The sequence below is a fragment of the Streptomyces sp. BA2 genome (assembly GCF_009769735.1).
Lineage (GTDB): Bacteria > Actinomycetota > Actinomycetes > Streptomycetales > Streptomycetaceae > Streptomyces.
Genome location: NZ_WSRO01000002.1, coordinates 7,378,336 through 7,402,263 on the forward strand (window position 1 = coordinate 7,378,336; position 23,928 = coordinate 7,402,263).

General features: G+C 71.3%; 24 protein-coding genes. 9 read left to right on the top strand and 15 right to left on the bottom strand.

Annotation, left to right across the window (positions count from 1 at the left end; translation table 11 throughout):
* Nucleotides 1–74: 74 nt before the first annotated feature.
* The 8 genes from E5671_RS35750 to E5671_RS35785 all read right to left on the bottom strand — a co-directional run bounded on the left by E5671_RS35750 (nucleotide 75) and on the right by E5671_RS35785 (nucleotide 7,732).
* On the bottom strand, nucleotides 75–980 hold the full coding sequence (locus tag E5671_RS35750) for a TIGR03619 family F420-dependent LLM class oxidoreductase (RefSeq protein WP_160507982.1): 906 nt from the start codon (nucleotides 978–980) through the stop codon (nucleotides 75–77).
* Nucleotides 981–1,075: 95 nt separating this feature from the next.
* Nucleotides 1,076–1,660 carry a TerD family protein gene (locus E5671_RS35755; protein WP_160507983.1) on the bottom strand — a complete coding sequence of 195 codons (585 nt, stop codon included), beginning with the start codon at nucleotides 1,658–1,660 and terminating at the stop codon, nucleotides 1,076–1,078.
* 53 nt (nucleotides 1,661–1,713) lie between these two features.
* The gene (locus tag E5671_RS35760) at nucleotides 1,714–2,307 is read right to left on the bottom strand and encodes a histidine phosphatase family protein (RefSeq protein ID WP_160507984.1); all 594 of its coding nucleotides are present in this window, start codon (nucleotides 2,305–2,307) and stop codon (nucleotides 1,714–1,716) included.
* A gap of 89 nt (nucleotides 2,308–2,396) precedes the next feature.
* Nucleotides 2,397–3,215, bottom strand: a complete 819-nt coding sequence (locus E5671_RS35765; RefSeq protein WP_160507985.1) for a hypothetical protein — start codon at nucleotides 3,213–3,215, stop codon at nucleotides 2,397–2,399.
* Nucleotides 3,215–4,516: a VWA domain-containing protein gene (locus tag E5671_RS35770; protein WP_160507986.1), complete on the bottom strand. Its 1,302-nt coding sequence runs from the start codon at nucleotides 4,514–4,516 to the stop codon at nucleotides 3,215–3,217. The genes E5671_RS35765 and E5671_RS35770 overlap by 1 nt, the downstream gene beginning before the upstream one ends.
* Nucleotides 4,517–4,599: 83 nt before the next feature.
* Nucleotides 4,600–5,853: an FAD-dependent monooxygenase gene (locus E5671_RS35775; protein ID WP_160510621.1), complete on the bottom strand. Its 1,254-nt coding sequence runs from the start codon at nucleotides 5,851–5,853 to the stop codon at nucleotides 4,600–4,602.
* Nucleotides 5,854–5,888: 35 nt separating this feature from the next.
* The gene (locus E5671_RS35780; RefSeq protein ID WP_160507987.1) at nucleotides 5,889–6,497 is read right to left on the bottom strand and encodes a C39 family peptidase; all 609 of its coding nucleotides are present in this window, start codon (nucleotides 6,495–6,497) and stop codon (nucleotides 5,889–5,891) included.
* A 23-nt stretch (nucleotides 6,498–6,520) separates the two neighbouring features.
* A complete protein-coding gene (locus E5671_RS35785; RefSeq protein WP_160507988.1) occupies nucleotides 6,521–7,732 on the bottom strand; it encodes a pyridoxal phosphate-dependent aminotransferase in 1,212 nt (403 codons plus the stop codon).
* 84 nt (nucleotides 7,733–7,816) lie between these two features.
* Here E5671_RS35785 and E5671_RS35790 point away from each other — a divergent pair, with 84 nt between their 5' ends.
* Together E5671_RS35790 and E5671_RS35795 are read left to right on the top strand one after the other, a co-directional pair.
* Nucleotides 7,817–8,461, top strand: a complete 645-nt coding sequence (locus tag E5671_RS35790; RefSeq protein WP_160507989.1) for a winged helix-turn-helix transcriptional regulator — start codon at nucleotides 7,817–7,819, stop codon at nucleotides 8,459–8,461.
* Between the two features lie 52 nt (nucleotides 8,462–8,513).
* Nucleotides 8,514–9,419: a HipA family kinase gene (locus E5671_RS35795; protein ID WP_160507990.1), complete on the top strand. Its 906-nt coding sequence runs from the start codon at nucleotides 8,514–8,516 to the stop codon at nucleotides 9,417–9,419.
* Between the two features lie 111 nt (nucleotides 9,420–9,530).
* On the opposite strand, the gene aceB is transcribed toward E5671_RS35795, so the two are convergent.
* Entirely contained in the window at nucleotides 9,531–11,150 is a 1,620-nt protein-coding gene (gene aceB / locus E5671_RS35800; RefSeq protein WP_160507991.1) for a malate synthase A, read from the bottom strand.
* 226 nt (nucleotides 11,151–11,376) lie between these two features.
* Nucleotides 11,377–11,970 carry a nucleotidyltransferase family protein gene (locus tag E5671_RS35805; protein WP_237330304.1) on the bottom strand — a complete coding sequence of 198 codons (594 nt, stop codon included), beginning with the start codon at nucleotides 11,968–11,970 and terminating at the stop codon, nucleotides 11,377–11,379.
* 154 nt (nucleotides 11,971–12,124) lie between these two features.
* Between E5671_RS35805 and E5671_RS35810 the strand changes: the two genes are divergently transcribed.
* Nucleotides 12,125–12,439, top strand: a complete 315-nt coding sequence (locus tag E5671_RS35810) for a DUF5955 family protein (protein ID WP_160507992.1) — start codon at nucleotides 12,125–12,127, stop codon at nucleotides 12,437–12,439.
* Between the two features lie 88 nt (nucleotides 12,440–12,527).
* Here the strand turns inward: E5671_RS35810 and yczR are convergent, their stop codons facing one another.
* The 3 genes from yczR to E5671_RS35825 all read right to left on the bottom strand — a co-directional run bounded on the left by yczR (nucleotide 12,528) and on the right by E5671_RS35825 (nucleotide 15,859).
* Complete coding sequence (yczR, locus tag E5671_RS35815) at nucleotides 12,528–13,994, bottom strand: MocR-like transcription factor YczR (protein ID WP_160507993.1); 1,467 nt, start codon at nucleotides 13,992–13,994, stop codon at nucleotides 12,528–12,530.
* Between the two features lie 75 nt (nucleotides 13,995–14,069).
* Nucleotides 14,070–14,777: an ABC transporter ATP-binding protein gene (locus tag E5671_RS35820; RefSeq protein ID WP_160507994.1), complete on the bottom strand. Its 708-nt coding sequence runs from the start codon at nucleotides 14,775–14,777 to the stop codon at nucleotides 14,070–14,072.
* Nucleotides 14,774–15,859, bottom strand: a complete 1,086-nt coding sequence (locus tag E5671_RS35825) for an ABC transporter permease (protein ID WP_160507995.1) — start codon at nucleotides 15,857–15,859, stop codon at nucleotides 14,774–14,776. The genes E5671_RS35820 and E5671_RS35825 overlap by 4 nt, the downstream gene beginning before the upstream one ends.
* Nucleotides 15,860–15,994: 135 nt before the next feature.
* Between E5671_RS35825 and E5671_RS35830 the strand changes: the two genes are divergently transcribed.
* Nucleotides 15,995–17,239: a sensor histidine kinase gene (locus tag E5671_RS35830; RefSeq protein ID WP_160507996.1), complete on the top strand. Its 1,245-nt coding sequence runs from the start codon at nucleotides 15,995–15,997 to the stop codon at nucleotides 17,237–17,239.
* Nucleotides 17,236–17,892, top strand: coding sequence for a response regulator (locus E5671_RS35835; RefSeq protein ID WP_160507997.1), 657 nt, complete (start codon nucleotides 17,236–17,238; stop codon nucleotides 17,890–17,892). Before E5671_RS35830 ends, E5671_RS35835 begins: the two co-directional genes overlap by 4 nt.
* A gap of 25 nt (nucleotides 17,893–17,917) precedes the next feature.
* Here E5671_RS35835 and E5671_RS35840 read toward each other — a convergent pair whose 3' ends face one another.
* On the bottom strand, nucleotides 17,918–18,733 hold the full coding sequence (locus tag E5671_RS35840) for an IclR family transcriptional regulator domain-containing protein (protein WP_160507998.1): 816 nt from the start codon (nucleotides 18,731–18,733) through the stop codon (nucleotides 17,918–17,920).
* Between the two features lie 325 nt (nucleotides 18,734–19,058).
* Here E5671_RS35840 and allB point away from each other — a divergent pair, with 325 nt between their 5' ends.
* On the top strand, nucleotides 19,059–20,441 hold the full coding sequence (gene allB / locus E5671_RS35845; RefSeq protein WP_160507999.1) for an allantoinase AllB: 1,383 nt from the start codon (nucleotides 19,059–19,061) through the stop codon (nucleotides 20,439–20,441).
* Nucleotides 20,442–20,446: 5 nt separating this feature from the next.
* A complete protein-coding gene (gene alc, locus E5671_RS35850; RefSeq protein WP_160508000.1) occupies nucleotides 20,447–21,565 on the top strand; it encodes an allantoicase in 1,119 nt (372 codons plus the stop codon).
* Between the two features lie 89 nt (nucleotides 21,566–21,654).
* On the opposite strand, the gene E5671_RS35855 is transcribed toward alc, so the two are convergent.
* On the bottom strand, nucleotides 21,655–22,395 hold the full coding sequence (locus E5671_RS35855) for an SDR family oxidoreductase (protein ID WP_160508001.1): 741 nt from the start codon (nucleotides 22,393–22,395) through the stop codon (nucleotides 21,655–21,657).
* A 201-nt stretch (nucleotides 22,396–22,596) separates the two neighbouring features.
* On the opposite strand from E5671_RS35855, the gene E5671_RS35860 reads away from it, so the two are divergent.
* Together E5671_RS35860 and E5671_RS35865 are read left to right on the top strand one after the other, a co-directional pair.
* Nucleotides 22,597–23,511 (top strand): EamA family transporter, encoded by a 915-nt coding sequence (locus E5671_RS35860; protein WP_160508002.1) that lies wholly within the window; start codon nucleotides 22,597–22,599, stop codon nucleotides 23,509–23,511.
* Between the two features lie 33 nt (nucleotides 23,512–23,544).
* Entirely contained in the window at nucleotides 23,545–23,928 is a 384-nt protein-coding gene (locus E5671_RS35865; protein ID WP_160508003.1) for a hypothetical protein, read from the top strand.

Genomic DNA, 23,928 nt, shown 5'->3' on the forward strand with positions numbered 1-23,928 from the left:
ACTGACAACGGCCGCGGGATGTCAGCTGAGGGTGGATGACCGGCCGCCGAACTGTTCCCGATGTTTCCCGATGTTCAGCGAACCGTTCCCGTTACGGGGTCGACCACCTTCTCGGCGACGAGCTCCAGCGTGCGCCGGTCGTCGTCGGCGGTGCCCCGCTCGGCGGGCGTGCCGGGATAGGTGTCGAGCAGCACGTCCGTGGCGCCGAGCTCGGCGAGCGCCTCCAGGTCGGCGCGGAGCTGGTCGACGCTCCCGTGACCGAGAGGGCGGTCCTCCGTGTCCGGCTGCGCGGTGAGCTTGAGCTGGAGGCGGGGCACGAGGTCCGGCACGGGGCGCCCGGCGGCCCCGGCCTCCGCCGCGATGCGGGGCAGCGCCGTCCGTACGGCTTCGAGCGTCGGCATGAACGGGTGCCAGCCCTCGCCGAGGCGGGCCGCGCGGCGCTGGGCCGCGGGGGAGTTGCCGCCGACCCAGACGGGCATCTGCGTCGCCGGGGCGGGGGCGTTGCGGATGTCCTCATAGGCGGCGTACCGGCCCTGGAAGGAGGTCGTCTCCTCGCTCCAGGCGGCGCGGATGGCGGTGAGGTACTCATCCGTGATGGCGCCGCGCTTCTCGAACGGGACGCCGAGCGCCTCGTACTCGGCGCGGGACCAGCCGACACCGGCGCCGAGGATGAAGCCCGCTTCGTTGAGTTGGTCGATGTTGGCGGCCAGGCGGGCGGTCTGGAGCGGGTGGCGGTAAGGGATCACGGTGATCGTCGTGCCGAGCCGCAGCCCCGGGACGCGGCCCGCGAGATGCGCGGCGAGCACGAACTGGTCGTAGAACGGGGCCGGATAGACCGAATGCACGTCGGGGGTGACCGTTATGTGGTCGGAGATCATCGCGAAGCCGAACCCGAGTTCACGGGCGTCGGTCGCCTGACGGACGAGGGAGTCGGGGGTGGTGCCGGAGCCGAAGTTGAGGAGGTTCACGCCGTATCGCATGGCGGCAAGTCTTGATGATCTTGGGGGCGTGTGTCGAACCGGGCCGGCCGGTCTCCCCGGCCGGCCCGTACTTCCGCTCCTACTTGCTCAGCTCGCTACTTGCTCATCGCGAAACGCATCAGGGCCTGCTCGTCGCCCTGCTTGATCTTCCCGGTCTCGTTGATGACCTGGAGCTTCCAGGTCGCACCGTCCCGGATCGCCTTCGCCACGGCGCAGCCGTTGTCGTTCGTGAGCAGGCTCGGCCAGATGTCGGCGACCTGCTGGGTGCTGCCGCCCGTGGCGTCGTACACCTTGAAGCTGATGTTGCGCGCGTTCTGGAAGGCGCTGCGCTTCTTGTACGCGGCGGCGACGAACACGATGGACGTGATGTTGTCCGGCACGCGCTCGAACTCGACGGTCACCGTCTCGTCGTCGCCGTCACCCTTGCCGGTCTGGTTGTCGCCGCTGTGCACCAGCGAGCCGTTGCCCAGCGGGTCGGTCGAGTCGAGTCCGGCGAGGCGCACCGGGTCGGCCCCCGCCATCGCGATGGCGATCAGGTCGAGGTCGGTGCCGGCCTTCTGGCGGAGCTTGCCCATCAGGCCACCGCTGCTGCCGACGGTGGGGTCCCAGGACACTCCTATGGACAGACGGGTCACGCCGCCCAGATCCGCAGGTCCGTCTTCCTTCTTGAGCGTGATCATTCACGATCCTTCTTGGTGGTGAGAGTGCTATATGGGACAGAGTGTGCCTGGTTTTACGGCCGGATGTTCCAGCTCGCCACCACCGGGCGGCCGTGCTCCGTGCTGAGGCGGCACACCGTCCCCGTCGCCAGCTGGAACAACGACCCGCCCGACACCGGCAGTCCGAGCCGCCGGGCCGTCAGCACCCGCAGGAAGTGGGAGTGCGCGAAGAGGACCACACTGCTTTCGTAGTTGGCCAGAGCCGCATCGACCTTGGCCAGCATCCGGTCCGCCCGCTCGCCGACCTCCTCCGGGGTCTCACCGGGGTGCTCGGCGGGGCCCGGGGCCACTCCGTCCGTGAACAGATACCAGTCGGGGCGTGTGCGATGGATCTCCACCGTCGTGACCCCCTCGTACGCCCCGTAGTCCCACTCGCTCAGGTCGGGGTCCACCCGGGCGTCCGGGAACCCCGCCAACTCCGCCGTGTCCCTGGCCCGCTGCCGGGGGCTCGTGAACGCCGCGCCGATCCGGAACCGCCCCACGAGACCCGCGAGGCCCCGCGCCTGTTCCCTGCCGTTCTCGGTGAGCGGGATGTCCGTCCAGCTGGTGTGCCGGCCGTTCATCGACCACTCGGTCTCGCCGTGCCGGACGAGGAGCAGGTCACCCATGGTGCGGAACTTCCTGTCTGTCGATGGATCTGAGGGGTCTGTCGGTGGTGGCCGGACCCGCGCACAGGGCGGTCCGGCCACCACCGAGACTAGATCCCCGCAGGTACGCGCGCCGGGCGGCCCGAGCCGCGCGTCAGGCAGTAGCCCCCGATGCCCGCGAGCGCGCCGAGCACACCGCCGCCCGCGGTCCACAGCCAGCGCGACGACCACAAGCCCGACGCCCAGCCGTCCTCCGGCTCACCGGAGGCCGCCGCCATCTTCGTGCCCGCCCCCGGCACCAACGGCTCCGCCAGCGCGCCGTCCACCGCCTGCGCGCCGCCCGCGTCGCTCGACGTCACTGTCGTCGAGGCCCGCATCGGCAGGCCCAGGTCGTCGGCCTTGAGGCCGGTGACCGTCACACGCGCGTAGTACGTGCCGGGCAACGGGTCGTTGGCCCACGGCTCGGACCAGCCGCGCACGGTGCGCAGCGTGCAGGACAGCTCGACCGTGGCGGCGTCCTGCGCGGCCGTCCTGGTCTGCGCGCCGATCCGGCACGCCTGGTGGCGCCGCAGCCCGTCGTACACATCGACCTGCCAGGTGGAATCGCCGTGCCGTGCGGCGGCGTCGGGCAGCTTCACCGTGGCGTGCACGGTCGGGCGCTGCCCGATGTCCGCGGGGAACGACCAGTACAGGTAGTCGCCGGTGGACGCCTCCGCCGTCGCCTCCTGGTCCGGCTGGATCGCCGTCGCCGTACGGAAGGAGGTACCGGCCTCGGTGGGCTTGTCACCGTCCTCGGCGCCATCGGCGAACGCCACTCCGGCCGAACCGGCCAGGGCGAGGAGCGCGGCGCCGGCCAGCACACCTGCCCGGCTCAGCACGCCGATCCGGCTCAACACGCCGATCCGGCTCAACACACGTGTCGCATGCATCAGTTGGTCCTCCAGACCGCGAAGCGCCAGCGCGAGACCCAGCCCCAGACCAGACCGGCGATGAAGCCGGTGAGGATCAGTACGCCGAGCAGCCACCAGCCGTTGCCCAGGCCGAACGACGCCACGTCCGACGCCTCATCGGGCGCGTCCACCAGATCGACGGCCAGCTCGACGGGCAGACCCGGGGTCGTCTTGACCGAGGAGGGTGCGGAGAAGGAGTTGCTCACCTGGAGACACACGGTCTCGCCGACGGGCTCGCTCCCGCCGCTCTCCTCCTCGTCGTCCTCCTCCGGCTTCGGATAGCGCAGGCCCGTCGAGATCACGTCCGTACGCCCGTCGCCCGCCTCGGAGCCCCGCACGATCTCGCGTCCGTGCACGGTCGAGGCCCGCAGCAGCACGCCGTAGTCCCGATTCACCGCGCGGTCGGCGCCGACGCTGACGGAAGCGCGCAGCTCCTGGCCGGGCTTGACGGCGACGCGGTACCAGCGGTGCTCGCCGAACTTCTCGCGGTCGGTGTAGACGCCCGCGTTCAGCTGCGGGGCGTCGGAGCACTGGGCGGTACCCTCGGCGGCCACCGGAGTGGCGACGGGGTCCGCCGCGCGGTCCACCAACTGCTTGACCCGGCCGGAGAGTTCATCGGTGTGCCGCACCGACGTGTACGTACCGCCGGTGGCCTCCGCGATGCAGCTCAGCTGGTCGCGAGTCTTGGCGTCCGGCACGAGGCCGAGCGTGTCGACCGTGAGATGGATGCCCTCGGCGGCTATCTTGCGGGCCACCTCGCAGGGGTCGAGCGGCTGGCAGGTGTCCTCGCCGTCGGAGATGAGGACGATGCGGCGGCTGCGCTCGGTGTTGTCGTCCTTGAGGTCGTCGGCGGCCTTCAGGAGCGTGGGGCCGATCGGCGTCCAGCCGGTGGGCGCGAGCGTGGCCACCGCGGTCTTCGCGTCGGTGCGCCCCGCGCGGTCGAGCTCCGCGACCGGGTAGAGGAGTTCGGTGTCCTTGCAGCCCGTCTTGCGGTCGTCGCCGTGGTAGTTGGCGCCCAACGTGCGTATGCCGAGCTGGACTTCGTCCGGTGTGGCGTCGAGCACCTCGTTGAACGCCTGCTTCGCCGCCGCCATCCGGGACTTGCCGTCGATGTCGCGGGCCCGCATCGAACCGCTGACGTCGAGGACCAGCTCGACCTTGGGCGAGGGCTGTGCCGGTTCTTCTTCGTCGGCTGCGGCGGGGCCCGCCGTGCCGAGTCCGGCGGTCAAGGCCGCGAGCAGGGCGAAGGCCCCGGCCGCCAGCCGTTGTCTTGTGATCATCGCCGGATCTTATTGATCTTGACGTGCATACCCAAACCGGCGGGTGGGTATGACCCTTCGCCCCTTCAGCACAGGGCCTCGGTCTACCGCCTCAGCTCGCGGCCCCCGAACGCCCCGCCCCCGTCGGCCTGCTTCCACCACGTCTCAAGGGCCGTCTGGTCCATCGACCGCCACGGCGGCGTCTCCTCGACGAGCGCGCGGCCGAGGCGCCGCCCGAGATCGACCATCGCGCCGCCGGCGACGGTGCGGTCGGTGTCGTACGTGTCGAGGGCGTCCGCCCAGGTCGTGGCCGTGGCGAAGGCGGACTCCAGAACCGTCGCGTCCTGCAGCGCCTTGACCGCCCCCGCCCCGGTGTGCGGCCGCGCGACGGTGGCGGCGTCGCCCATCAGGAGCAGACGGCCCGCGGTGTAGCGGGGCGCGGTGAAGTCGTACATCGGCTGGAGGAAGAGCTCGTCAGGGGTGGTCGTACGGACGAGGTCGCCCCAGAAGGGTGGCAGCAACTCGTCGCACACGTACGTGAGGTGAGAGGCGAGGGCCTCCGTGAGCCCGCCGGGCGGCAGGCTGGTGGGGGCGGTGAGCTTCAGGTCGAGGCCGAGCCCCAGGTCGAGGTCGGGCGGCGGTGCCGTGTAAAGGACCCAGTTGACGCGGTGGCCGCCGACTCCGTCGGGGATGCGGTAGACGATGACGTGGCCCCCGGAGAAGACGACGTAGGCGCAGTCCTCCTCCGCCCACAGCTCCGGGTCCGGCAGCCGGTCGGCCGGGAAGGCGCCGCGCCAGGCGAGGTAACCGGAGTACGTGGGACGTACGGTGGCGAACGCCGCCGTACGGACCACGGAGCGGTAGCCGTCGGCGCCGACCACGAGGTCGACACGCTCGGTGCCGTCGGCGGTGACCACCTCGGCGCCCTCCGAGCCCTCCGTACCCTCTGCGGTCGCGTCGCCGCGCCGCACCTCGTCCACCGTGACGCCCGAGCGGAAGACCACGGAATCGGGCACCCGGCCGCGCAACTCACGCCACAGAGGGCCCCAGTTGTACGTACGGAAGGGGAACGACATCGCCCCGATCTCGTGCCCGAGCGGCCCCGCGGCCGACCCGTCCCGCACGTACCAGCGGCGCCGCACCAGCTGCACCCACGGCATGTCCGCGTCCAGATACCCGGCGGAATCCAGCTCCGCGTAACGGGAGTTGTGCACCGCGAGCCCGACGCCGCGGTCCGCAAGGCGGCCCGCGGCCCGCTCGTACACCGTGATCTCATCGGCGCCACCGCGGTACGCGGCGAGTGCGGCGGCGCATCCGGCGATGCTTCCACCCACGATGGCGACCCTGCCTCCACGCATCATCGCGCCATCCTGGCAGCAAGGGTGACCCTCTGTCAGTGCATGGACACTCCGCGTCCGGCGAAGAACGGTTCGAAGTCCGAAAGTGCCATGTCCGCCATCCGCGTCCCGGCGTCGGTCCCGGACGGGTTGTGCAGGTGCAGACCCCCGTCCGCGGAACGCCCCGTGACCAGCACGAGGTGGCCGCCCCGGCCGGGCGACGGCCGGTGCGGGCGGCGGATCTCGTAGTGCACCGAGACCATGACCGAGCGGCCCTCGTCGAGCAGGCCGGTGATCTCCTCCACCGTGAGGTGCCGGTGCACCGTGCCGTTGACGCCGTGCACCTCACGCACGTACTCCGCGAACGGGGCGTAGATCAGCCCGCGGATCGTGTGATCGGCATCCTCCGTGTACGCGCCGTACTTCAGTGCGCCGTCCCGCAGTTCGAAGAGCGAGGGCGCGGACGGGCCGAGTGCCATCCGCAGGCACGTCAGACCGCACAGGTGGCCGCACCAGCGCGCGTAGTCGTCGAGGGTGGCGGCGCCCGATTCGGCCCAGGCCGGGTCGGCCGCCGGGTCGAGGCCGCCGTACACGATCCGCTCGACGAGGCCGGGCGAGGCGAACTGGGTGAGGGAAGGGACCTGGCAGGCGGAACAGAGAGACACACGACCCCCGTCGTCCGGTGACGTCACTGGCGGTAGCCGCTGAGGAAGCGGCCGATGCGGCTGATCGCCGCGTCGAGGTCGTCAGCGTAAGGGAGCGTGAGGATGCGGAAGTGGTCGGGGCGCGGCCAGTTGAAGCCCGTGCCCTGGACGACCTGGATCTTCTCCTGGAGGAGCAGGTCGAGGACGAACTTCTCGTCGTCGTGGATGGGGTGGACCTTGGGGTCGAGGCGCGCGAAGGCGTACAGCGCCCCCTTGGGCTTCACGCACGAGATGCCGGGGATGTCGTTCAGCTTCCGCCACGCCATGTCGCGCTGCTCGTGCAGCCTGCCGCCCGGAGCGGTGAGATCGCGGATGGACTGCCGGCCGCCGAGGGCGGCCTGGATGGCGTACTGGGCGGGGGCGTTCGGGCACAGGCGCATGGAGGCGAGCATGGTCAGCCCCTCCAGGTAGCTCTTCGCGTGCTGCTGCGGGCCCGTGACGACCAGCCAGCCGGACCGGAACCCCGCGACGCGATACGTCTTCGACAGACCGCAGAAGGTCAGGACCACGAGGTCCGGGGCGAGGGCGGCGACGCTGTGGTGCACGGCGTCGTCGTAGAGGATCTGGTCGTAGATCTCGTCGGCGAAGACCATCAGGCCGTGGCGGCGCGCGAGGTCGAGGATGCCCTCCAGGATCTCCTTGGGATACACGGCGCCCGTTGGGTTGTTCGGGTTGATGATCACGACGGCTTTGGTGCGGTCGGTGATCTTCGCGGCCATGTCGTCCAGGTCCGGGTACCAGTCGGCGGACTCGTCGCACGTGTAGTGGACGGCCTTGCCTCCGGAGAGGGTCGTCACGGCGGTCCACAGGGGGAAGTCCGGTGCGGGGATGAGGACTTCGTCGCCGTCCTCCAGGAGGGCCTGGACGGCCATCGTGACCAGCTCGGAGACGCCGTTGCCGAGGAATACGTCGTCCACGGAGACCTCGTCGAGGCCAAGGGCCTGGTAGCGCTGGGCGACGGCGCGGCGGGCCGAGAGGATGCCGCGCGAGTCCGTGTAGCCGTGCGCCTGGGGGAGCATCCGGATCATGTCCTGGACGATCTCCTCGGGCGCCTCGAAGCCGAAGAGCGCGGGGTTGCCGGTGTTCAGGCGCAGGACGCTGTGGCCCGCCTCCTCCAGGGCGTTGGCGTGCTCGATGACCGGGCCCCGGATCTCGTAACAGACCTCGCTGAGCTTGCTGGACTGCCGGAACTCCATGCGCTGTGCCTCCCGTGACGTGAGTTACTTGGTTTTACCAAGCTGGAGCTTGGAAAGTCCAACAACTTGCATAGACTGCGTCGCATGCCACCTGCACCCAGGCCTCACCGAAGCTATGACCAGTACTGCGCTGCCGCCCGTGCCCTCGACACCGTGGGTGACCGCTGGACCCTGCTGATCGTCCGCGAACTCCTGGTCGGCCCCCGCCGCTACACCGACCTGCACGCCGATCTGCCGGGCGTGAGCACGGACGTCCTGGCGTCCCGGCTCAAGGACATGGAGCGCGATGGCCTGACGACGCGCCGCCGCCTGCCCCCGCCATCGGCCGCGTACGTCTATGAACTGACCGAGCGGGGCCGCGAGTTGCTGCCGGTCCTCCAGGCCCTCGCCACCTGGGGCGCGCCCGCCCTCCAGGAGCGCGCGCCGACGGACGCGGTCCGCGCCCACTGGTTCGCGCTGCCGCTGCTGCGGGCCCTGGCGGGACTCGGGGTGGAAGGGGTGGCCCAGGTCCGCCTGGACGAGGGGGAGTTCCATGTACGTGTCGGGGGCGACGGTGGCTCGTACGGGGACGGACCGGCGCCCCAGGAACCGGACGCCCGCATCGTCATGGACGCGGAGACGTCCGTCGCGGTGAGCGGGGGCGCCCTGACGGTCGCCGAAGGGGTCAAGGCGGGCCGGATCGAGGTGTCCGGCGAGGGCGTCCTCGCGAAGGCCCTGCGCGCGTGCTGACTCGGCGAAACTGGATCGTGGCAGGACGGGCCCTCGGCATACAGTTGCCGGTGTGCTGCGTGAAGTGACTGCTGTCCGGTATGTGAACCCGTTGCGGACCGGGGGCTCCGTGCCCGGCGTCGTCGAGGCCGACGACCTGGGTACGTACGTCGTGAAGTTCACCGGGTCGGCGCAGGGCCGCAAGGCGCTGGTCGCCGAGATCATCGTCGGTGAACTGGCCCGCCACCTCGGCCTGCGCTTCCCCGAGCTCGTCCTGGTCCACTTCGATCCGGCGGTCGCGGCGGACGAGCCGCACCAGGAGGTGCGGGACCTGCTTGCCGCCAGCGCCGGTCTCAACCTCGGCATGGACCTCCTGCCGGGCGCCGTGGACTTCACCCCCGAGGCGCTTGACGTGGACCCGCTGGAGGCGGGCAAGGTGGTGTGGCTCGACGCCCTCACCGCGAACGTCGACCGCACGGTGCACAGTTCGAACCTGATGATCTGGCCCACGTTCGGCGTCCACGAGCCCCACCTGTGGCTGATCGACCACGGCGCGGCCCTGGTCTTCCACCACCGCTGGGGCGCGTCCGCGCCGGACAAGGTGTACGACTTCCGGCATCACGCGCTGGGCGGGTACGGACCCGATACGCGTGCGGCCGATGCTGAACTGGCCCCGCTCGTCACGGAGGCGGCGCTATGCGAGATCGTCGGTCTCGTGCCGGACGCGTGGCTGGCGGACGAGCCGGGATTCTCGTCCCCCGATGAGGTCCGCGAGGCGTACGTCGCTTTCCTGCTGGCGCGTGCGCGGGCCTCCGCGGCCTGGCTGCCGGTGGACTTTCCCAGCCGGGGTGAGCTTGCCGCCGCGGACGCCCGGCGTGCTGCCGCTACCGAGAAGGGGCGTCCCGCCTGGCTCAAGCGGGTTCCCGATCTGCACGGGAAGCCTGCGGCTGAGCAGGATTGGTCCTCGCATCTCGGTTAGGTGCGGGCCGTCTGTGGCTGAGCGCGCAGTTCCCCGCGCCCCTTACGGGGCGCGACTCGGCCCCCGGCGCTGTGCGGTGCCGGGGGCCTCGTCATGAACTCCGCAGGGAAGTCAGCGCAGTTGCTCGTACGCCGGGAGCGTGAGGAAGTCCGCGTAGTCCGCGTCCAGGGAGACCTGGAGGAGGAGGTCGTGGGCCTGCTGCCACTTGCCGGACTCGAAGGCCTCGTCGCCGATCTCGGCGCGGATCGCGTCCAGTTCGGCGGCGGCGACCTCGCGGGCCAGGTCGGCGGTCGCCGTCTGACCGTTCTCGAAGACGACACCTGCGTTGATCCACTGCCAGATCTGCGAGCGCGAGATCTCGGCGGTGGCCGCGTCCTCCATGAGGTTGAAGATGGCGACGGCGCCGAGGCCGCGCAGCCAGGCCTCGATGTAACGGATGCCGACCTGGACGGCGTTGACCAGGCCGTCGTACGTGGGCTTCGCGTCGAGGGAGTCGACGGCGATGAGGTCCCCGGGCGCGACCTGCACGTCCTCGCGCAGACGGTCCTTCTGGTTGGGCTTCTCGCCGAGGACCGCGTCGAACGACTTCATCGCGATCGGGACCAGGTCCGGGTGCGCGACCCAGGAGCCGTCGAAGCCGTCGCCCGCCTCGCGGTCCTTGTCGTTCTTGACCTTCTCGAAGGCGACCTTGTTGACCTCCGCGTCCTTGCGGGACGGGATGAACGCGGCCATGCCGCCGATCGCGTGCGCGCCGCGCTTGTGGCAGGTGCGGACGAGGAGTTCGGTGTACGCCCGCATGAAGGGGGCCGTCATCGTCACGAGGTTGCGGTCCGGCAGGACGAACTTCGAGCCGCCGTCACGGAAGTTCTTGACGATGGAGAAGAGGTAGTCCCAGCGGCCCGCGTTCAGGCCCGACGCGTGGTCGCGGAGCTCGTAGAGGATCTCCTCCATCTCGTACGCGGCCGTGATCGTCTCGATGAGGACCGTGGCGCGGACGGTGCCCTGCGGGATGCCGACGTAGTCCTGCGCGAAGACGAAGATGTCGTTCCAGAGGCGGGCCTCCAGGTACGACTCCGTCTTCGGGAGGTAGAAGTACGGGCCCTTGCCGAGCTCGATGAGGCGCTTGGCGTTGTGGAAGAAGTACAGGCCGAAGTCGACGAGCGCGCCGGGCACCGGGCGGCCCTCGAACTGCAGGTGACGCTCGTCCAGGTGCCAGCCGCGCGGGCGCATCACGACGGTGGCGAGCTCGTCGGCGTCCTTGAGGGAGTACGACTTGCCGCTGCGGTCGTCCGTGAAGTCGATGCGGCGCTCGTAGGCGTCGGCGAGGTTCAGCTGGCCGAGGACCACGTTCTCCCAGGTGGGCGCCGATGCGTCCTCGAAGTCCGCGAGCCAGACCTTGGCGCCCGAGTTCAGGGCGTTGATGGTCATCTTGCGGTCCGTCGGCCCGGTGATCTCGACACGGCGGTCGTTCAGGGCCGCCGGGGCCGGCGCCACCTTCCAGGAGTCGTCCGCGCGGATGGCCGCGGTCTCGGGAAGGAAGTCGAGCGTGGAGCTGCGGGCGATCTCGGCGCGGCGCTCGGAGCGGCGGTTGAGGAGCTCGTCACGCCTGGGCGTGAAGAGCCGGTGCAGCTCGGCCACAAAGGCGAGGGCCGCGTCGGTGAGGACCTCCTCCTGCCGCGGCAGAGGCTCCGCGTCGACGATGGCCAGCGGGGACTGCGCTGGTGCGGACATGAGCTGTCACTTCCTTCAGCGAGCTTCACAGGTGGTGTCGCGGCGGCCGCCGGGCCTTCGCAGTGACACTCAGTGCCACCGGAGCCGAGATACGGCCGTGGACCCCACTTGAGGGAACGGGTGCTTCTGAACAGTGGATACTAGTTTCCTCATAGTGGAAGTTCAATCGTCTGTTGACGTCGAGATTCTCTTCATCGACAGAACGTGTCGCTGAGTGCCATGCCGGTCACTCAAGGTGGATCAGGTCGGCGGGCGTGTCGATGTCGTACGCCTGGGCCACATCCCCGCACTCGACGAGCGCGATCTCCCCGGCGTGTTCCTTCAGATAGGCGCGCGCCCCGCGATCACCGACCGCGCTCGCCGCGATGCCCGGCCAGTGGTCCGCGCCGAAGAGCACCGGGTGGCCGCGTTCACCGTCGTACGCGGCTGCCGCGAGGGTGGCGGGCGAGCGGTAGGCGGCGTACACGCGGGCCACCGCGTCCGGGCCGATGCCCGGCTGATCGACGAGCGAGACGAGAGCGGCGTCGGCGCCCGTGTCAGGCAGGGAGGCGAGCCCGGCCCGTAGAGACGAACCCATCCCTTCCTCCCACTCGGGGTTGTCGATCAGTACGCAGCCGGGGAGCGAGGCCTTCTCGCGTACGGCGGCGGCGTCCGCCCCGAGTACCACGTGCACGCGCGTGCAACCGGCCTCGCGCAGGACGCGGACAGCGTGCTCCACCAGGGGCCGCCCCTGGTGATCGAGGAGTGCCTTCGGGCGGCCGCCCAGGCGCCGCCCACCGCCCGCGGCGAGGAGAAGCCCGGCGATCATCGGATTCGTCATGCCTCCTGCATACCGCGCACCGCCGGAAAGTGGCGCGTCCTGCTCCATGTGGCGTTTACTGTCCCGCGCCCCCTGGCGTCTGACCAACGCCGCGCGGGGTCGGCAAGATCTGTACGAGAACATGCGCACGACGTCGTGTGTGAGGGGGAGAGCTGTGTTGCGGAGCGTGGGGCAGAGGCGAGTGACCGGCAGCGAGGAAGATCCGCGAGTGGCGGAATTGGGCACGGCGGTGTCCCGGCTGCGCCGAGAGCTCGCCGCGCATCCGGCCGAGTTCCCGGACCGGGGCATCGCCGAGGACGAGCTCGCGGCGCTGGCCGCGATGGCACTGAGCGGTGCTCCGGAGGTACCGAGGCTGCGCCGTTCACTGCTGCTCGTCGCGGGAGCGATCGGCTCCGTCAGCGCACTGGCCTCGGGCCTCGCGGCGGTCCGGGGAGCGGTGGAGCTCTTCGGGGAGCCGGGACCGAGGTAGCCGGAACCTCAGGACGGCCATACCGACGGGGCCCCGCCCCGCAGCCCGGCCAGCCCGCTGTCCACGCTCCCGCAGGCCGTTGTCGGCGTTACGCGACCCAGTTGCGTGGGCCCCCGGTGGCCGCGGTGTCCAAGCCGTCGCCCAGCGCTGCGGCCAGGCGGCGGACCGCCTCATCGCCCGAGGTGGGCGGCAGGGTGTAGGGGATGCGCAGGCGGTGTTCGTGCGTACCCGGGTCCGCGCCGAAGCGGGCGCCTCCCTCGATGCGGACGCCGTGGGCCAGCGCCGCGCGGGCCAGGGCCGATGCGATCGGCCTGCCCAGGTCCACCCAGAGCGACAGGCCGCCCGGCGGCGTCCGCCAGCGCCACTCGGGGAGACGCCGGGCGAGCGAGGCGGCCAGCGCGTCCCGCTGCGCGCGCAGCCGGGGCAGCCGCTCACGCAGGACGTCGTCCATCCCGGCCAGCAGATGCAGCGCGACGAGCTGCTCGATCACCGGGGTCGACATGTCGGAGGGAACGCGCGCCGTAGCCAGCTCCGTGACGAGCCGTGAGCCCGCCCGCACCCAGCCGATGCGCAGCCCGCCCCAGTGCGTCTTGCTCAGCGAACCGACGGTGACGACTTGCTCGCCCACGCCGTGCGGGGCCAGCGCGGCGAAGGGCACGGGCGGTGGCCCGTCGAGCGCGATCTCGGCGATCGTCTCGTCGATCACGAGCCGGCTGCCGGTGGCACGGGCGGCCTCCAGGATGCGTACGCGCTGCTCCCTTGGCATCAGGCTGCCCGTCGGATTCTGGAAGTCGGGCACCAAGTAGGCCAGGCGCGGCACCGCCTGACGGAGCGTCGACTCGACCAGGCCGGTGTCCCAGCCGGTGTCGGTGACCGGCACGGGAGTGGCACGCAGACCGGCGCGGCGGATCGCGTCGAGGGCGTTCGGGTACGAGGGATTCTCGACCAGGATGCGGTCGCCCGGCCTGCCGAGCAGGGAGAGCGTGAGGGAGAGGGCGTACTGGGCGCCGGTGGTGATCAGGATCTGGTCGGGGAGAGTGGGAAGACCGCGCCGAGTGAAACGCTCGGCGACGGCTTCCCTCAACTCCGGGAGCCCGTACGGGTGGTAACCCGGTGTCGAGGCGTGCCGGGGGAGGTCGAGGGCCGCGGCGGCGAGCGCGTCGGAGAGCTCCGCCTCGGGCGCGCCCGGTGCCGCCACCGCCAGGTCCAGCATGCCGTCGCCCGCCGGGAACGCGGCCACACTGGAGGGGCGGCGCCCGTCGGGCAGCTCGGTCCAGGTGCCCGCGCCGCGCCTGCTGCGGGCATAGCCGCCCTCGCGCAGGAGGTCGTACGCGGCCGTGACGGTGGCCCGGCTGACACCCAGGGCCGTGGCGAGCTCGCGTTCCGCGGGGAGCCGGGTGTGCAGGGGGATGCGGCCGTCCAGGAGGAGGGTGCGGATGCCGTGGGCGAGGGCGCGGTAGCCGGGATGGCCGCCCGCCGCGCCGGTCACCAACTGGGACAGCTGCCTGCTGCCGAGCCGCCGGTCCACGTCGTGGACCACGCGTACGTCCGCCATGCCACCTCCCGCTGATTGGCCCTGCCTGCCGGGCCAATCAGCGTACAGACTGCTGCTGAGCGGGCCGGAACGTCCTCATGCGCCGGACGGGCCGCATTGCCCGCTCTCCTGCTGGCCCCCCGCCCTCCCGTCCACCAACTCCACCACCCGGTCGGCGACAGACAACCGTGCCCGGTCGTGCGTGACCAGTACCGTTGCCGTCCCCCACTCCCGAGTGAGCCGCCCCAGCAGGTCCAGGACCGCCGCGCCACGTTCGTGATCGAGTGCGCTGGTCGGCTCGTCCACCAGGAGCACCGCGGGTGAGTTCATCAACGCCCTTGCGATGCCGACCCGTTGGCGCTGCCCGCCCGAAAGCTGGTGCGGGCGGCGGTGTGTGAGGCCCGCGAGGCCCACCGTGTCGAGCAGCTCCCGTGCGCGATCCCGGGCCTCGCCCGAGCGTCCGCGCCCGTCCAGGCGCGCCATCAGCTCCACCTGCTCAAGCGCCGTCAGCGACGCCAGCAGATTCGGCTGCTGGAAGACGATGCCCATCCTCCGCCGCCGCAGCTCCGCACGTTCCGCCGCGGTCAGCGCAGCCGTCTCCGTACCGCCGACCAGCACCCGCCCCGTATCGGGAGTCACCAGCGTCGCCGCCACCGCCAGCAGGCTGGACTTTCCGGAGCCGGACGGGCCGACGACCGCCGTCATCGTCCCGGCGGGGACATCCAGGCTCACGGTGTCGAGCGCCGTGAGCCTGCCCTCCCCGTCCGGGTACGTCAGCGTGATGTCTTCGAGGGACAGACTCATCGGGCACTCCCCAGCGCGGTCAGCGGATCTACGGCGGTGATCCGCCTGACGGACAGGCCAGCGCCCAACGCCCCGAGAGCGATCATCACGGCGGCGGGCCACAGCACGGTCGGCGGATCGAGTACGAAGGGGACGTCACCGCCACTGATCGCGGCACCGACCATCGCCGCGATCCCCGTCCCCAGGGCCGTACCCGCGGCCAGCATCAGCACGGCTTGGCCCAGAGCGTCCCTGAGCAGGTACGGCGTGGAAGCGCCCAGCGCCTTCAACACCGCGATGTCACCCGCGCGTTGAATCGTCCACACCGTGAAGAACGCCCCTATGACGAGCGCGGAGATGACGAAGAGGAAGCCGCGCATCAGCTGCAGCGAACCGTTCTCCGCCTGGTAGGAGCCGATCGCCGTGAGCGCGCCGTCGAGAGACTTCGTCTTCGTGCCCGCCGCCTCGTCCCCGGCCGCGAGATCGACCCCGCCGCCGGTCCGCAGCGCGATGACCGTGGCCTGTTCGTCCATCGACGTACCCCGGTGGCCGAGCCCCTGCCAGTCGTCGAGCGTGGTCCATACGACAGGGGTGTGGCTGTACGAGGCGTCCGACGCGACCCGTGCGACCCGTTCCTCGACCCCGCTCCCGCCGAGCCGCACCGTGTCCCCGGGGCCGACGCCGAGGTCCGTCGCCGCCTTCTCGGAGAGCACGGCCTCACCCGGTGCGATGCCCGCAGGCGCGATCCCGGAGTCCGGTTCGACGCCGAAGGCGGACACGGCGGCCGAGCGGTCGCCCGCGGTGGCGTTGAGAGTGCTGATGCCGATGGGCTCGGCGGACCGTACGCCGGGCTGCTCGGCCCAGGTCTTCCAGGAGCGCTCTTCCACCTGGGAATTGGTGAAGGAGACGGACTGGCCGGACGGTGGCGCGGCGAAGGCGATGCGGTCGGCCGGGAGGCCGGTGATCGCGGAGGTGTTCTCCCTGGCGAGCCCGGCGGTGAGTCCGGAGAGCAGCCCCACGAGCAGAGTGATGAGTACGACGACGGCTCCCATCAGGGCGAACCGCCCCTTGGCGAACCGAAGGTCTCTCCATGCGACGAACATGCCCCCACCCTCCGTCCGCGCACGCCCTCACGGCATCGCGCCACAGCACGCTTCACCCGAATCGAAGGGGGGAGCCCGCGATCAACCTTTCGGTTGAGGGGAGACGGGGCTGTTCCGCATACGCTGGAAGGTCCGATGAACACCTCCGAAGCTCCCCCGAACCTCTCCGGCGAGACCCGCCCCGGACCTCCGGCCGGGCCCGGGGCCCCGTCCCGGACCACTCCCGTAGCCCTCGCCCTGCGCCTGTGCCTGCACGCGCTGCTCGCGGGGCTGCTCGCGCTCGCCGCCGTGCGTGCCGTGGCCGACGGTGCGCCGCGCGGCGGTGCCGTCGTGGCGGCGGTGGTCGCGATGGGCGGTGTCTACGCGGCGGGGACGCTCAGCCCGGCCGTCGCGCGCTCACAGCGCGCCGCCTCGGTGTGGCTCGCGGCGCTCGGTGTCTGCTGGGTGGCGCTGCTCGTCGTGTCGCCGGACGGGCTGTGGACGGCCTTCCCCCTGTACTTCCTGCAACTGCACCTGCTGCCCGTGCGCTGGGCGCTGCCCACCGTCGCGCTGACCGCCGGTGCCGCCATCGCCAGCTTCCTGCTGCACGGCTCTCCCGTGTCGCCCGGCAGCTTCATCGGGCCACTGCTCGGCGCGGCCGTGGCGGTCGCCACCGTCCTCGGGTACGAGGCGCTGTACCGGGAGAGCGAGCGGCGCCGTCAGCTGATCGACGAGCTGATGGCCACGCGGGCCGAGCTCGCGGCGGCCGAGCGGACCGCGGGCACCCTCGCCGAGCGGGAGCGTCTCGCGCGCGAGATCCACGACACGCTCGCGCAGGGCCTCTCCTCCATCCAGCTCCTGCTGCGTGCCGCGCAACGCGCGCTGCCCGCGGGCTCGCCCGCCGCGCCGCACATCGAGCAGGCCCGTGCCGCAGCGCAGGACAACCTCGCCGAAGCACGCCGCTTCGTGCGGGCCCTCAGCCCGCCCGACCTGGAGCACGGCTCGCTCGCCGGGGCCCTTGAGCGGCTCTCCGCATCCCCCGGAGGCGACGTCGACGTCAAGTTCACGGTGAGCGGGAAGCCCGCCGAGCTCCCCACGCCGTACGAGGTCGCCCTGCTCCGCACCGCTCAGTCCGCCCTCGCCAACACGTTCCAGCACGCGGGCGCGGGGCGCGCCGAGATCACCCTGAGCTTCATGGGCACGTCCGTGTCCCTGGACGTCGTCGACGACGGGCGCGGCTTCGACCCGGCATCGGCGCCCCGCGGGGACGGGGGATTCGGACTGCCGGCGATGCGGGCGCGGGCCCGGTCGCTCGGCGGGACGCTGAGCGTGGAGTCGGCGCCGGGGCAGGGGACGGCCGTCGCGGTCACCCTGCCGCTTCCGACGGAGGCCGCACTGTGAGCGCCGCGGCGGGGGAACCCATCAGGCTGCTCCTCGCCGACGATCATCCCGTCGTACGTGCCGGGCTGCGTGCCGTGCTCGACACCGAGCCCGGCTTCGCCGTCGCGGGGGAGGCGGCTACGGCCGAGGAGGCGGTGACGCTCGCCGCGACCGGTGGGTTCGACGTCGTACTGATGGATCTTCAGTTCGGGACGGGGATGCACGGGGCGCAGGCCACGGCAGCGATCACCGCCGAGCAGGGGGCGCCGCGGGTGCTCGTCCTGACGACGTACGACACGGACGCCGACATCCTCGCCGCGGTCGAGGCGGGCGCGGCGGGATATCTCCTGAAGGACGCGCCGCCGGAGGAGCTGGCCGCGGCGGTGCGGACCGCGGCCGCGGGGCAGTCCGCGCTCGCGCCCGCGATCGCCCACCGGCTCATGGACCGGATGCGGGCGCCCGGGGAGGCGCTGACCGGGCGGGAGCTGGAGGTGCTCAGGCTGGTGCGGGAGGGCCTGTCGAACCTGCAGATCAGCAAGCGCCTCTTCCTGAGCCAGGCCACCGTGAAGTCCCACCTGGTGCACATCTACGCGAAGTTGGGCGTCGACTCGCGTACGGCGGCGGTGGCGGTGGCGACGGGGCGGGGGCTGATCCGGGGCGGCGCCGGTCAGTAGCCGCCCACTCGCCCCGCGCCCAGGGTTACGCCGCCGGTCCCGAACTGGCCAGCGCGGCGGACAGTTCCACCGCCACCTCCTGCAGCACCGGCACGATCTTCTCCACCGCGGCCTCGGTCACGCGGCCTGCCGGGCCGGAGATCGAAATCGCCGCCGCCGTGGGGGAGTTGGGGACCGACACCGCCAGGCAGCGCACCCCGATCTCCTGTTCGTTGTCGTCGACCGCGTAGCCCGCGCTGCGGACCGCTTCCAGCGCGTCGAGGAAGCCCTCCGGCGTGGTGATCGTCTTCTCCGTGGCTGCGGGCATCCCGGTGCGGGCGAGGAGCGCGCGCACCTCCTCCGGCGGGGTGTGGGCGAGGAGTGCCTTGCCGACGCCCGTGGAGTGGGGCAGGACCCTGCGGCCCACCTCGGTGAACATCCGCATGGAGTGCTTGGACGGCACCTGCGCGACGTACACGATCTCGTCGCCGTCGAGCAGCGCCATGTTCGCGGTCTCGCCGGTCTCCTCGACGAGGCGCGCGAGGTAGGGGCGCGCCCAGGTGCCGAGGAGGCGCGAGGCCGATTCGCCGAGGCGGATCAGGCGCGGGCCGAGGGAGTAGCGGCGGTTGGGCTGCTGACGTACGTAGCCGCAGGCGACGAGCGTGCGCATCAGGCGGTGGATCGTGGGCAGCGGGAGGCCGCTGCTGGCGGAGAGCTCGCTCAGGCCGACCTCGCCTCCGGCGTCCGCCATCCGTTCGAGGAGGTCGAAGGCGCGCTCGAGGGACTGGACACCACCGCTGGCAGCGGGCGGCTTGGAGGCGGCGACTTCGGTGGAGGCGTCGCTGGCGCTTGACGTCGGCACGGCGCAGTCCTTTCGGGGCTGACGGGCAAGGCAGCAGCCTACCGGGCGGTTCCTCGCCGGGTCCCTCTGCGGCCCTGGCGTCAGAGCCGGTCAGGGCTGCTCAGGGAGTGGCCGGGGACCGGTCGGGGAGCCTTTGTCCGCTTCTCCGCCGTCACACCGCGGTGATCGTTTGACGGCCCGGTTGTGCGTAGCTACGTTCTGGCCTGTGGAATTCTAATTCCACTTTGTGGAAACGTCCAGAGTGCTCCAGGTGGCCTCTTGACGGTTCGGGGTCGGCCGTGAAGACTCATTCAACAGAACGTTGAATTCCGTTTAGCGGAAACGAATGGTCTGTGTAGCGGAAAAGAATGAACGAAGAGAGGGCGTTGAAGACGTGGACGTAGAACTGGTGCTGCGCTCGACTCGCGTGATCACCCCGCAGGGCACCCGCCCCGCGTCGGTCACGGTCTCCGGGGGGAAGATCGCCGACGTGCTGGCCCACGACGCCGACGTACCGGCGGGGGCCCGTCTGGAGGACTTCGGCGACGACGTCCTGCTGCCCGGTCTGGTCGACACGCACGTCCATGTCAACGACCCGGGCCGCACGGAGTGGGAGGGCTTCTGGACCGCCACCCGCGCCGCTGCCGCCGGCGGCATCACCACCCTCGTCGACATGCCGCTCAACTCCCTGCCGCCGACCACGACGGTCGGCAATCTGCGCACGAAGCAGGACGTCGCCCGCACCAAGGCGCACATCGACGTCGGCTTCTGGGGCGGCGCCCTGCCCGACAACGTCGGCGACCTGGGGCCCCTGCACGACGCCGGTGTCTACGGCTTCAAGTGCTTCCTCTCGCCGTCCGGCGTGGACGAGTTCCCGCACCTGGACCAGGACCGCCTCGCCACCTCCATGGCGGAGATCGCGGGCTTCGGCGGCCTGCTCATCGTGCACGCCGAGGACCCGCACGAGCTGGACGCGGCCCCGCACAAGAGCGGCCCCAAGTACACGGACTACCTGCAGACCCGGCCGCGCGTCTCCGAGGACGTCGCGATCGAGGGCCTCATCGGGCTCGCCAAGCGGCTCGGCGCCCGCGTCCACGTACTGCACCTGTCGTCCTCCGACGCGCTGCCCCTGATCGCCGCCGCCAAGCGCGAGGGCGTCAAGCTCACCGTCGAGACGTGCCCGCACTACCTCACGCTCACCGCGGAGGAAGTCCCGGACGGCGCGAGCGAGTTCAAGTGCTGCCCGCCCATCCGCGAGGCCGCCAACCAGGACCTGCTGTGGGACGCGCTCGCCGACGGCACCGTCGACTGCATCGTGACGGACCACTCCCCGTCCACCGCCGACCTCAAGACCGACGACTTCGCGACCGCGTGGGGCGGCATCTCCGGGCTCCAGCTCAGCCTCCCCGCGGTCTGGACCGAGGCACGCAAGCGCGGCCACAGCCTTGAGGACGTGGTGCGCTGGATGTCGACGCGCACCTCCGAACTGGTCGGACTCGACCAGAAGGGCGCCATCGAGGCCGGCCGCGACGCCGACTTCGCGGTCCTCGCGCCCGACGAGACCTTCACCGTGGACCCCGCGGAGCTGCAGCACCGGAACCGAGTCACGGCGTACGCGGGCAAGACCCTCAGCGGCGTCGTGAAGTCCACCTGGCTGCGCGGCGAACGCATCCTGCACGGCGGCGAGTTCAGCGAACCCGCAGGCCGACTTCTGGAAAGGAAGAACTGATCACTGTGACGACGGCGATACCGACTTTCACCGGCGACGCGAACCCCTACGGCGGCGGCGACCCCTACGCGGACTACCGCACCGCTGACTTCCCCTTCACGCAGTACGCCAACCTCGCCGACCGGCAGCTGGGCGCCGGTGTGATCGCCGCCAACGACGAGTTCTTCGCGATGCGCGAGAACCTGCTCCTCGCGCACCCCGCCGTGTTCGACCCGGAGCACTTCGGGCACAAGGGCAAGGTCATGGACGGCTGGGAGACCCGCCGCCGCCGCGGTGTCTCGTCCGAGCACCCGTGGCCCACCGCCGACGACCACGACTGGGCGCTCGTGCGCCTCGGCGCCCCCGGCGTCGTACGCGGCATCGTCATCGACACCGCACACTTCCGCGGCAACTACCCGCAGGCCGTGTCCGTCGAGGGCACGAGCGTCGACGGTTCGCCGACCCCCGAGGAGCTCCTCGCGGACGACGTGAAGTGGACGACTCTGGTACCGCGCACGGCAGTTGGCGGTCACGCGGCCAACGGCTTCGCCGTCGACCTGGAGCAGCGCTTCACGCACCTGCGCGTCAACCAGCACCCGGACGGCGGCGTCGCCCGCCTGCGTGTGTACGGCGAGGTCGTCGCCGACCCCAAGTGGCTCGCGGCGCTCGGCACGTTCGACGTCGTCGCCCTGGAGAACGGCGGCCAGGTCGAGGACGCGTCCGACCGCTTCTACTCCCCGGCCACCAACACCATCCAGCCGGGCCGCTCCCGCAAGATGGACGACGGCTGGGAGACGCGGCGCCGCCGCGACAACGGCAACGACTGGATCCGCTACCAGCTTGTGGCCCAGTCCGAGATCCGCTCCGTCGAGATCGACACGGCCTACTTGAAGGGCAATTCGGCGGGCTGGGCCTCGCTCTCCGTCCGCGACGGCGAACAGGGCGAGTGGGTCGAGGCGCTGCCCCGCACCCGCCTGCAGCCCGACACCAACCACCGCTTCGTCCTGGACGTCCCGGTCGTCGGCACGCATGTGCGCATCGACATCTTCCCGGACGGCGGCATCTCGCGGCTGCGGCTGTACGGCTCCCTGACGGAGGCGGGCGCGAGCCGCCTGGCGGCGCGTCACCAGGAGCTCGGCGGCTGATCCGCAGCCGCTGAAGTGCCCTGAAGAACGTGGGGCGCACCGGGTGGACAGCCCCGGTGCGCCCCACTCTCCATGCCCGCGAGCCGCGGTTACGCGGTGTATCCGCCGTCGACCACGAGCTCCGCGCCCGTGATGAACGCGGCGTCCTCCCCGGCGAGATAGGCGACGAGTGAAGCCACCTCGTCCGCCGAGCCGAAGCGGGCGAGCGCCGTGCCCGCCTTCTGGGGCTCGGCGAACGGGCCGTCGGCCGGATTCATGTCCGTGTCGATCGCCCCGGGATGCACCACGTTCACCGTGATCCCGCGCCCCGCGAGCTCCCGCGCCAGTGGCTTGCTCATCCCCGTGAGCGCCGCCTTGCTCATCGCGTACAGCGTCCCGCCGGGCCCACCGGCGTACCGCGTGAGCGCCGATCCGATGGAGATGATCCGGCCCCGGTCGGCGAGCCTGCCGGCCGCCGCCTGCGAGGCCAGGAAGACCGAACGTACGTTGATGTCGAGCACCCGGTCGACATCGGAGAGCGCCAAGTCCCCGATGGGGCCGAGCACTCCGATGCCCGCGTTGTTCACCAGGATGTCCAGACGGCCCAGGTCGTCGGCCGCGCGCTCCACCGGGCCCGCGGCGTCACCGGGGTCGGCCGCGTCGGCCTTGATGGCGAACCCGCGCCGTCCCGTCGACTCGATCTTGGCGACGACCTCATGAGCGGCGGCCTCTCCGTTGACGTACGTGATCGCCACGTCGGCACCCTCCTGCGCGAGCCGCAGCGCGATCGCCGCGCCGATGCCGCGGCTGCCGCCGGTGACGAGGGCGGTCTTGCCGGTCAGAGAAGACATGTCAGAGCCTCATTTGCGTAGACAGATACAGATAGACGCGTAATGCGTGGGAAGTGCTTGCGGGTTCAATGAAAGCGGGCGGCGTGCGCCGTGGCTGGCGGGAAATGGACACCGATTTCCCGGCGGAGGGGCTACGGTGACCGACCCGCGTGAGAGCCGCCGAAGTCTCCACACCGCCGCATCCGTTGGAGACCGTGCCCTGTGTCGACGCTCGCTGTTCCCGCCGCGCCCGCCGCGCGCCGCGCCTGGCTCACCGATCTGCCCGTCCTGCTCGTGGCCGTGGTCTGGGGCGCCAGTTATCTCGCCGCGAAGGGCATCACGACGACGCACACGGTCGTCGCCGTCCTCGTGCTGCGGTTCGCCGTCGTGCTGCCCGCGCTCGTGGTGGCCGGATGGCGCGGCCTGCGCGCGCTGACGGCGCCGCAGTGGCGCGGGGCGGGAGCGCTCGGTCTCGTCCTGAGCGGGATCTTCCTCCTGGAGACGTACGGAGTCGTGCACACCTCGGCGACCAACGCGGGCCTCATCATCAGCCTCACCATGATCTTCACCCCGCTCGCCGAGGCCGCGATGACGCGGAAGAGGCCGCCCCGTGCCTTCCTGGCGGCAGCCGGACTCTCCGTGCTCGGCGTGGTCCTGCTGACCCAGGGCGGCGGGTTCACGCGGCCGTCGGCGGGTGACGGCCTGATCCTCCTCGCGGCGCTCGCGCGTACGGTGCACGTCCTCGCGATGTCCCGGATCAAGGCCGTCCGGGACGCCGCGGAGGCGGACTCCCTGGCGCTCACCACCGTCCAACTGGGTTCCGCGGTGGGCGTGTTCGCGGTGCTCGCCGCCGCGGGCACGGGAGCGTCGCCCTGGTCCGTCGCCGCGGACTTCGGTGCGCGCGAATGGGCCGGGCTGCTCTTCCTCTCCGTGTTCTGCACGCTCTTCGCCTTCTTCGTGCAGATGTGGGCGGTGCGCAGGACGTCTCCTTCGCGGGTGAGCCTGCTGCTCGGTACGGAGCCGTTGTGGGCGGCCGCGGTGGGGATCGCGGTGGGCGGGGAGCGGCTGGGTGTGGTGGGTCTGGTGGGAGGTGTGCTGGTTCTGGTGGGGACCAGTTGGGGGCGTCGGGTGCGGTGATACCTTCCGTGGTCGATCAAGCAGGGGGAGCCCATGAACGAGTACTTCGAGCAGGAATTCGCCGCGGGCGCGCAGAAGCGCCGTATCTGGGGCGGGGTGCTGTTCCTCGCCGCGGGTGTCATCTGGGCCGTGCTCGCGTGGCAGTTGATGGCGCCGTTCAGCGACGGGGACGACGACTCCTCCCGCAGCCGCGAGTGCCAGTCGGTGCTCTTCTACGAGGGGGACGCCCCGACGTGGCAGGAGTCCACGTGGGAGGACTGCCGCTCCCAGCGCCGGTGGCCCGAGATGCTGGGCTGGCTGGGGCTCTCGGTGCCGCTCTCGGTGGGCGGCGCGGTGCTCTACACCGGTGGGTCCACCAGCCTGCGGATGCGTGAGTACATGGCGGAACACCGCATCGCCGCCGCGAAGAAGGGCTGA

Coding starts and splice junctions, on each gene's coding strand:
- E5671_RS35750 (WP_160507982.1), bottom strand. CDS start 980: ATGCGATACGGCGTGAACCTCCTCAACTTCGGCTCCGGCACCACCCCC.
- E5671_RS35755 (WP_160507983.1), bottom strand. CDS start 1,660: ATGATCACGCTCAAGAAGGAAGACGGACCTGCGGATCTGGGCGGCGTG.
- E5671_RS35760 (WP_160507984.1), bottom strand. CDS start 2,307: ATGGGTGACCTGCTCCTCGTCCGGCACGGCGAGACCGAGTGGTCGATG.
- E5671_RS35765 (WP_160507985.1), bottom strand. CDS start 3,215: ATGCATGCGACACGTGTGTTGAGCCGGATCGGCGTGTTGAGCCGGATC.
- E5671_RS35770 (WP_160507986.1), bottom strand. CDS start 4,516: ATGATCACAAGACAACGGCTGGCGGCCGGGGCCTTCGCCCTGCTCGCG.
- E5671_RS35775 (WP_160510621.1), bottom strand. CDS start 5,853: ATGCGTGGAGGCAGGGTCGCCATCGTGGGTGGAAGCATCGCCGGATGC.
- E5671_RS35785 (WP_160507988.1), bottom strand. CDS start 7,732: ATGGAGTTCCGGCAGTCCAGCAAGCTCAGCGAGGTCTGTTACGAGATC.
- E5671_RS35790 (WP_160507989.1), top strand. CDS start 7,817: ATGCCACCTGCACCCAGGCCTCACCGAAGCTATGACCAGTACTGCGCT.
- aceB (WP_160507991.1), bottom strand. CDS start 11,150: ATGTCCGCACCAGCGCAGTCCCCGCTGGCCATCGTCGACGCGGAGCCT.
- E5671_RS35805 (WP_237330304.1), bottom strand. CDS start 11,970: ATGACGAATCCGATGATCGCCGGGCTTCTCCTCGCCGCGGGCGGTGGG.
- yczR (WP_160507993.1), bottom strand. CDS start 13,994: ATGGCGGACGTACGCGTGGTCCACGACGTGGACCGGCGGCTCGGCAGC.
- E5671_RS35820 (WP_160507994.1), bottom strand. CDS start 14,777: ATGAGTCTGTCCCTCGAAGACATCACGCTGACGTACCCGGACGGGGAG.
- E5671_RS35825 (WP_160507995.1), bottom strand. CDS start 15,859: ATGTTCGTCGCATGGAGAGACCTTCGGTTCGCCAAGGGGCGGTTCGCC.
- E5671_RS35830 (WP_160507996.1), top strand. CDS start 15,995: ATGAACACCTCCGAAGCTCCCCCGAACCTCTCCGGCGAGACCCGCCCC.
- allB (WP_160507999.1), top strand. CDS start 19,059: ATGGTCTGTGTAGCGGAAAAGAATGAACGAAGAGAGGGCGTTGAAGAC.
- E5671_RS35855 (WP_160508001.1), bottom strand. CDS start 22,395: ATGTCTTCTCTGACCGGCAAGACCGCCCTCGTCACCGGCGGCAGCCGC.
- E5671_RS35865 (WP_160508003.1), top strand. CDS start 23,545: ATGAACGAGTACTTCGAGCAGGAATTCGCCGCGGGCGCGCAGAAGCGC.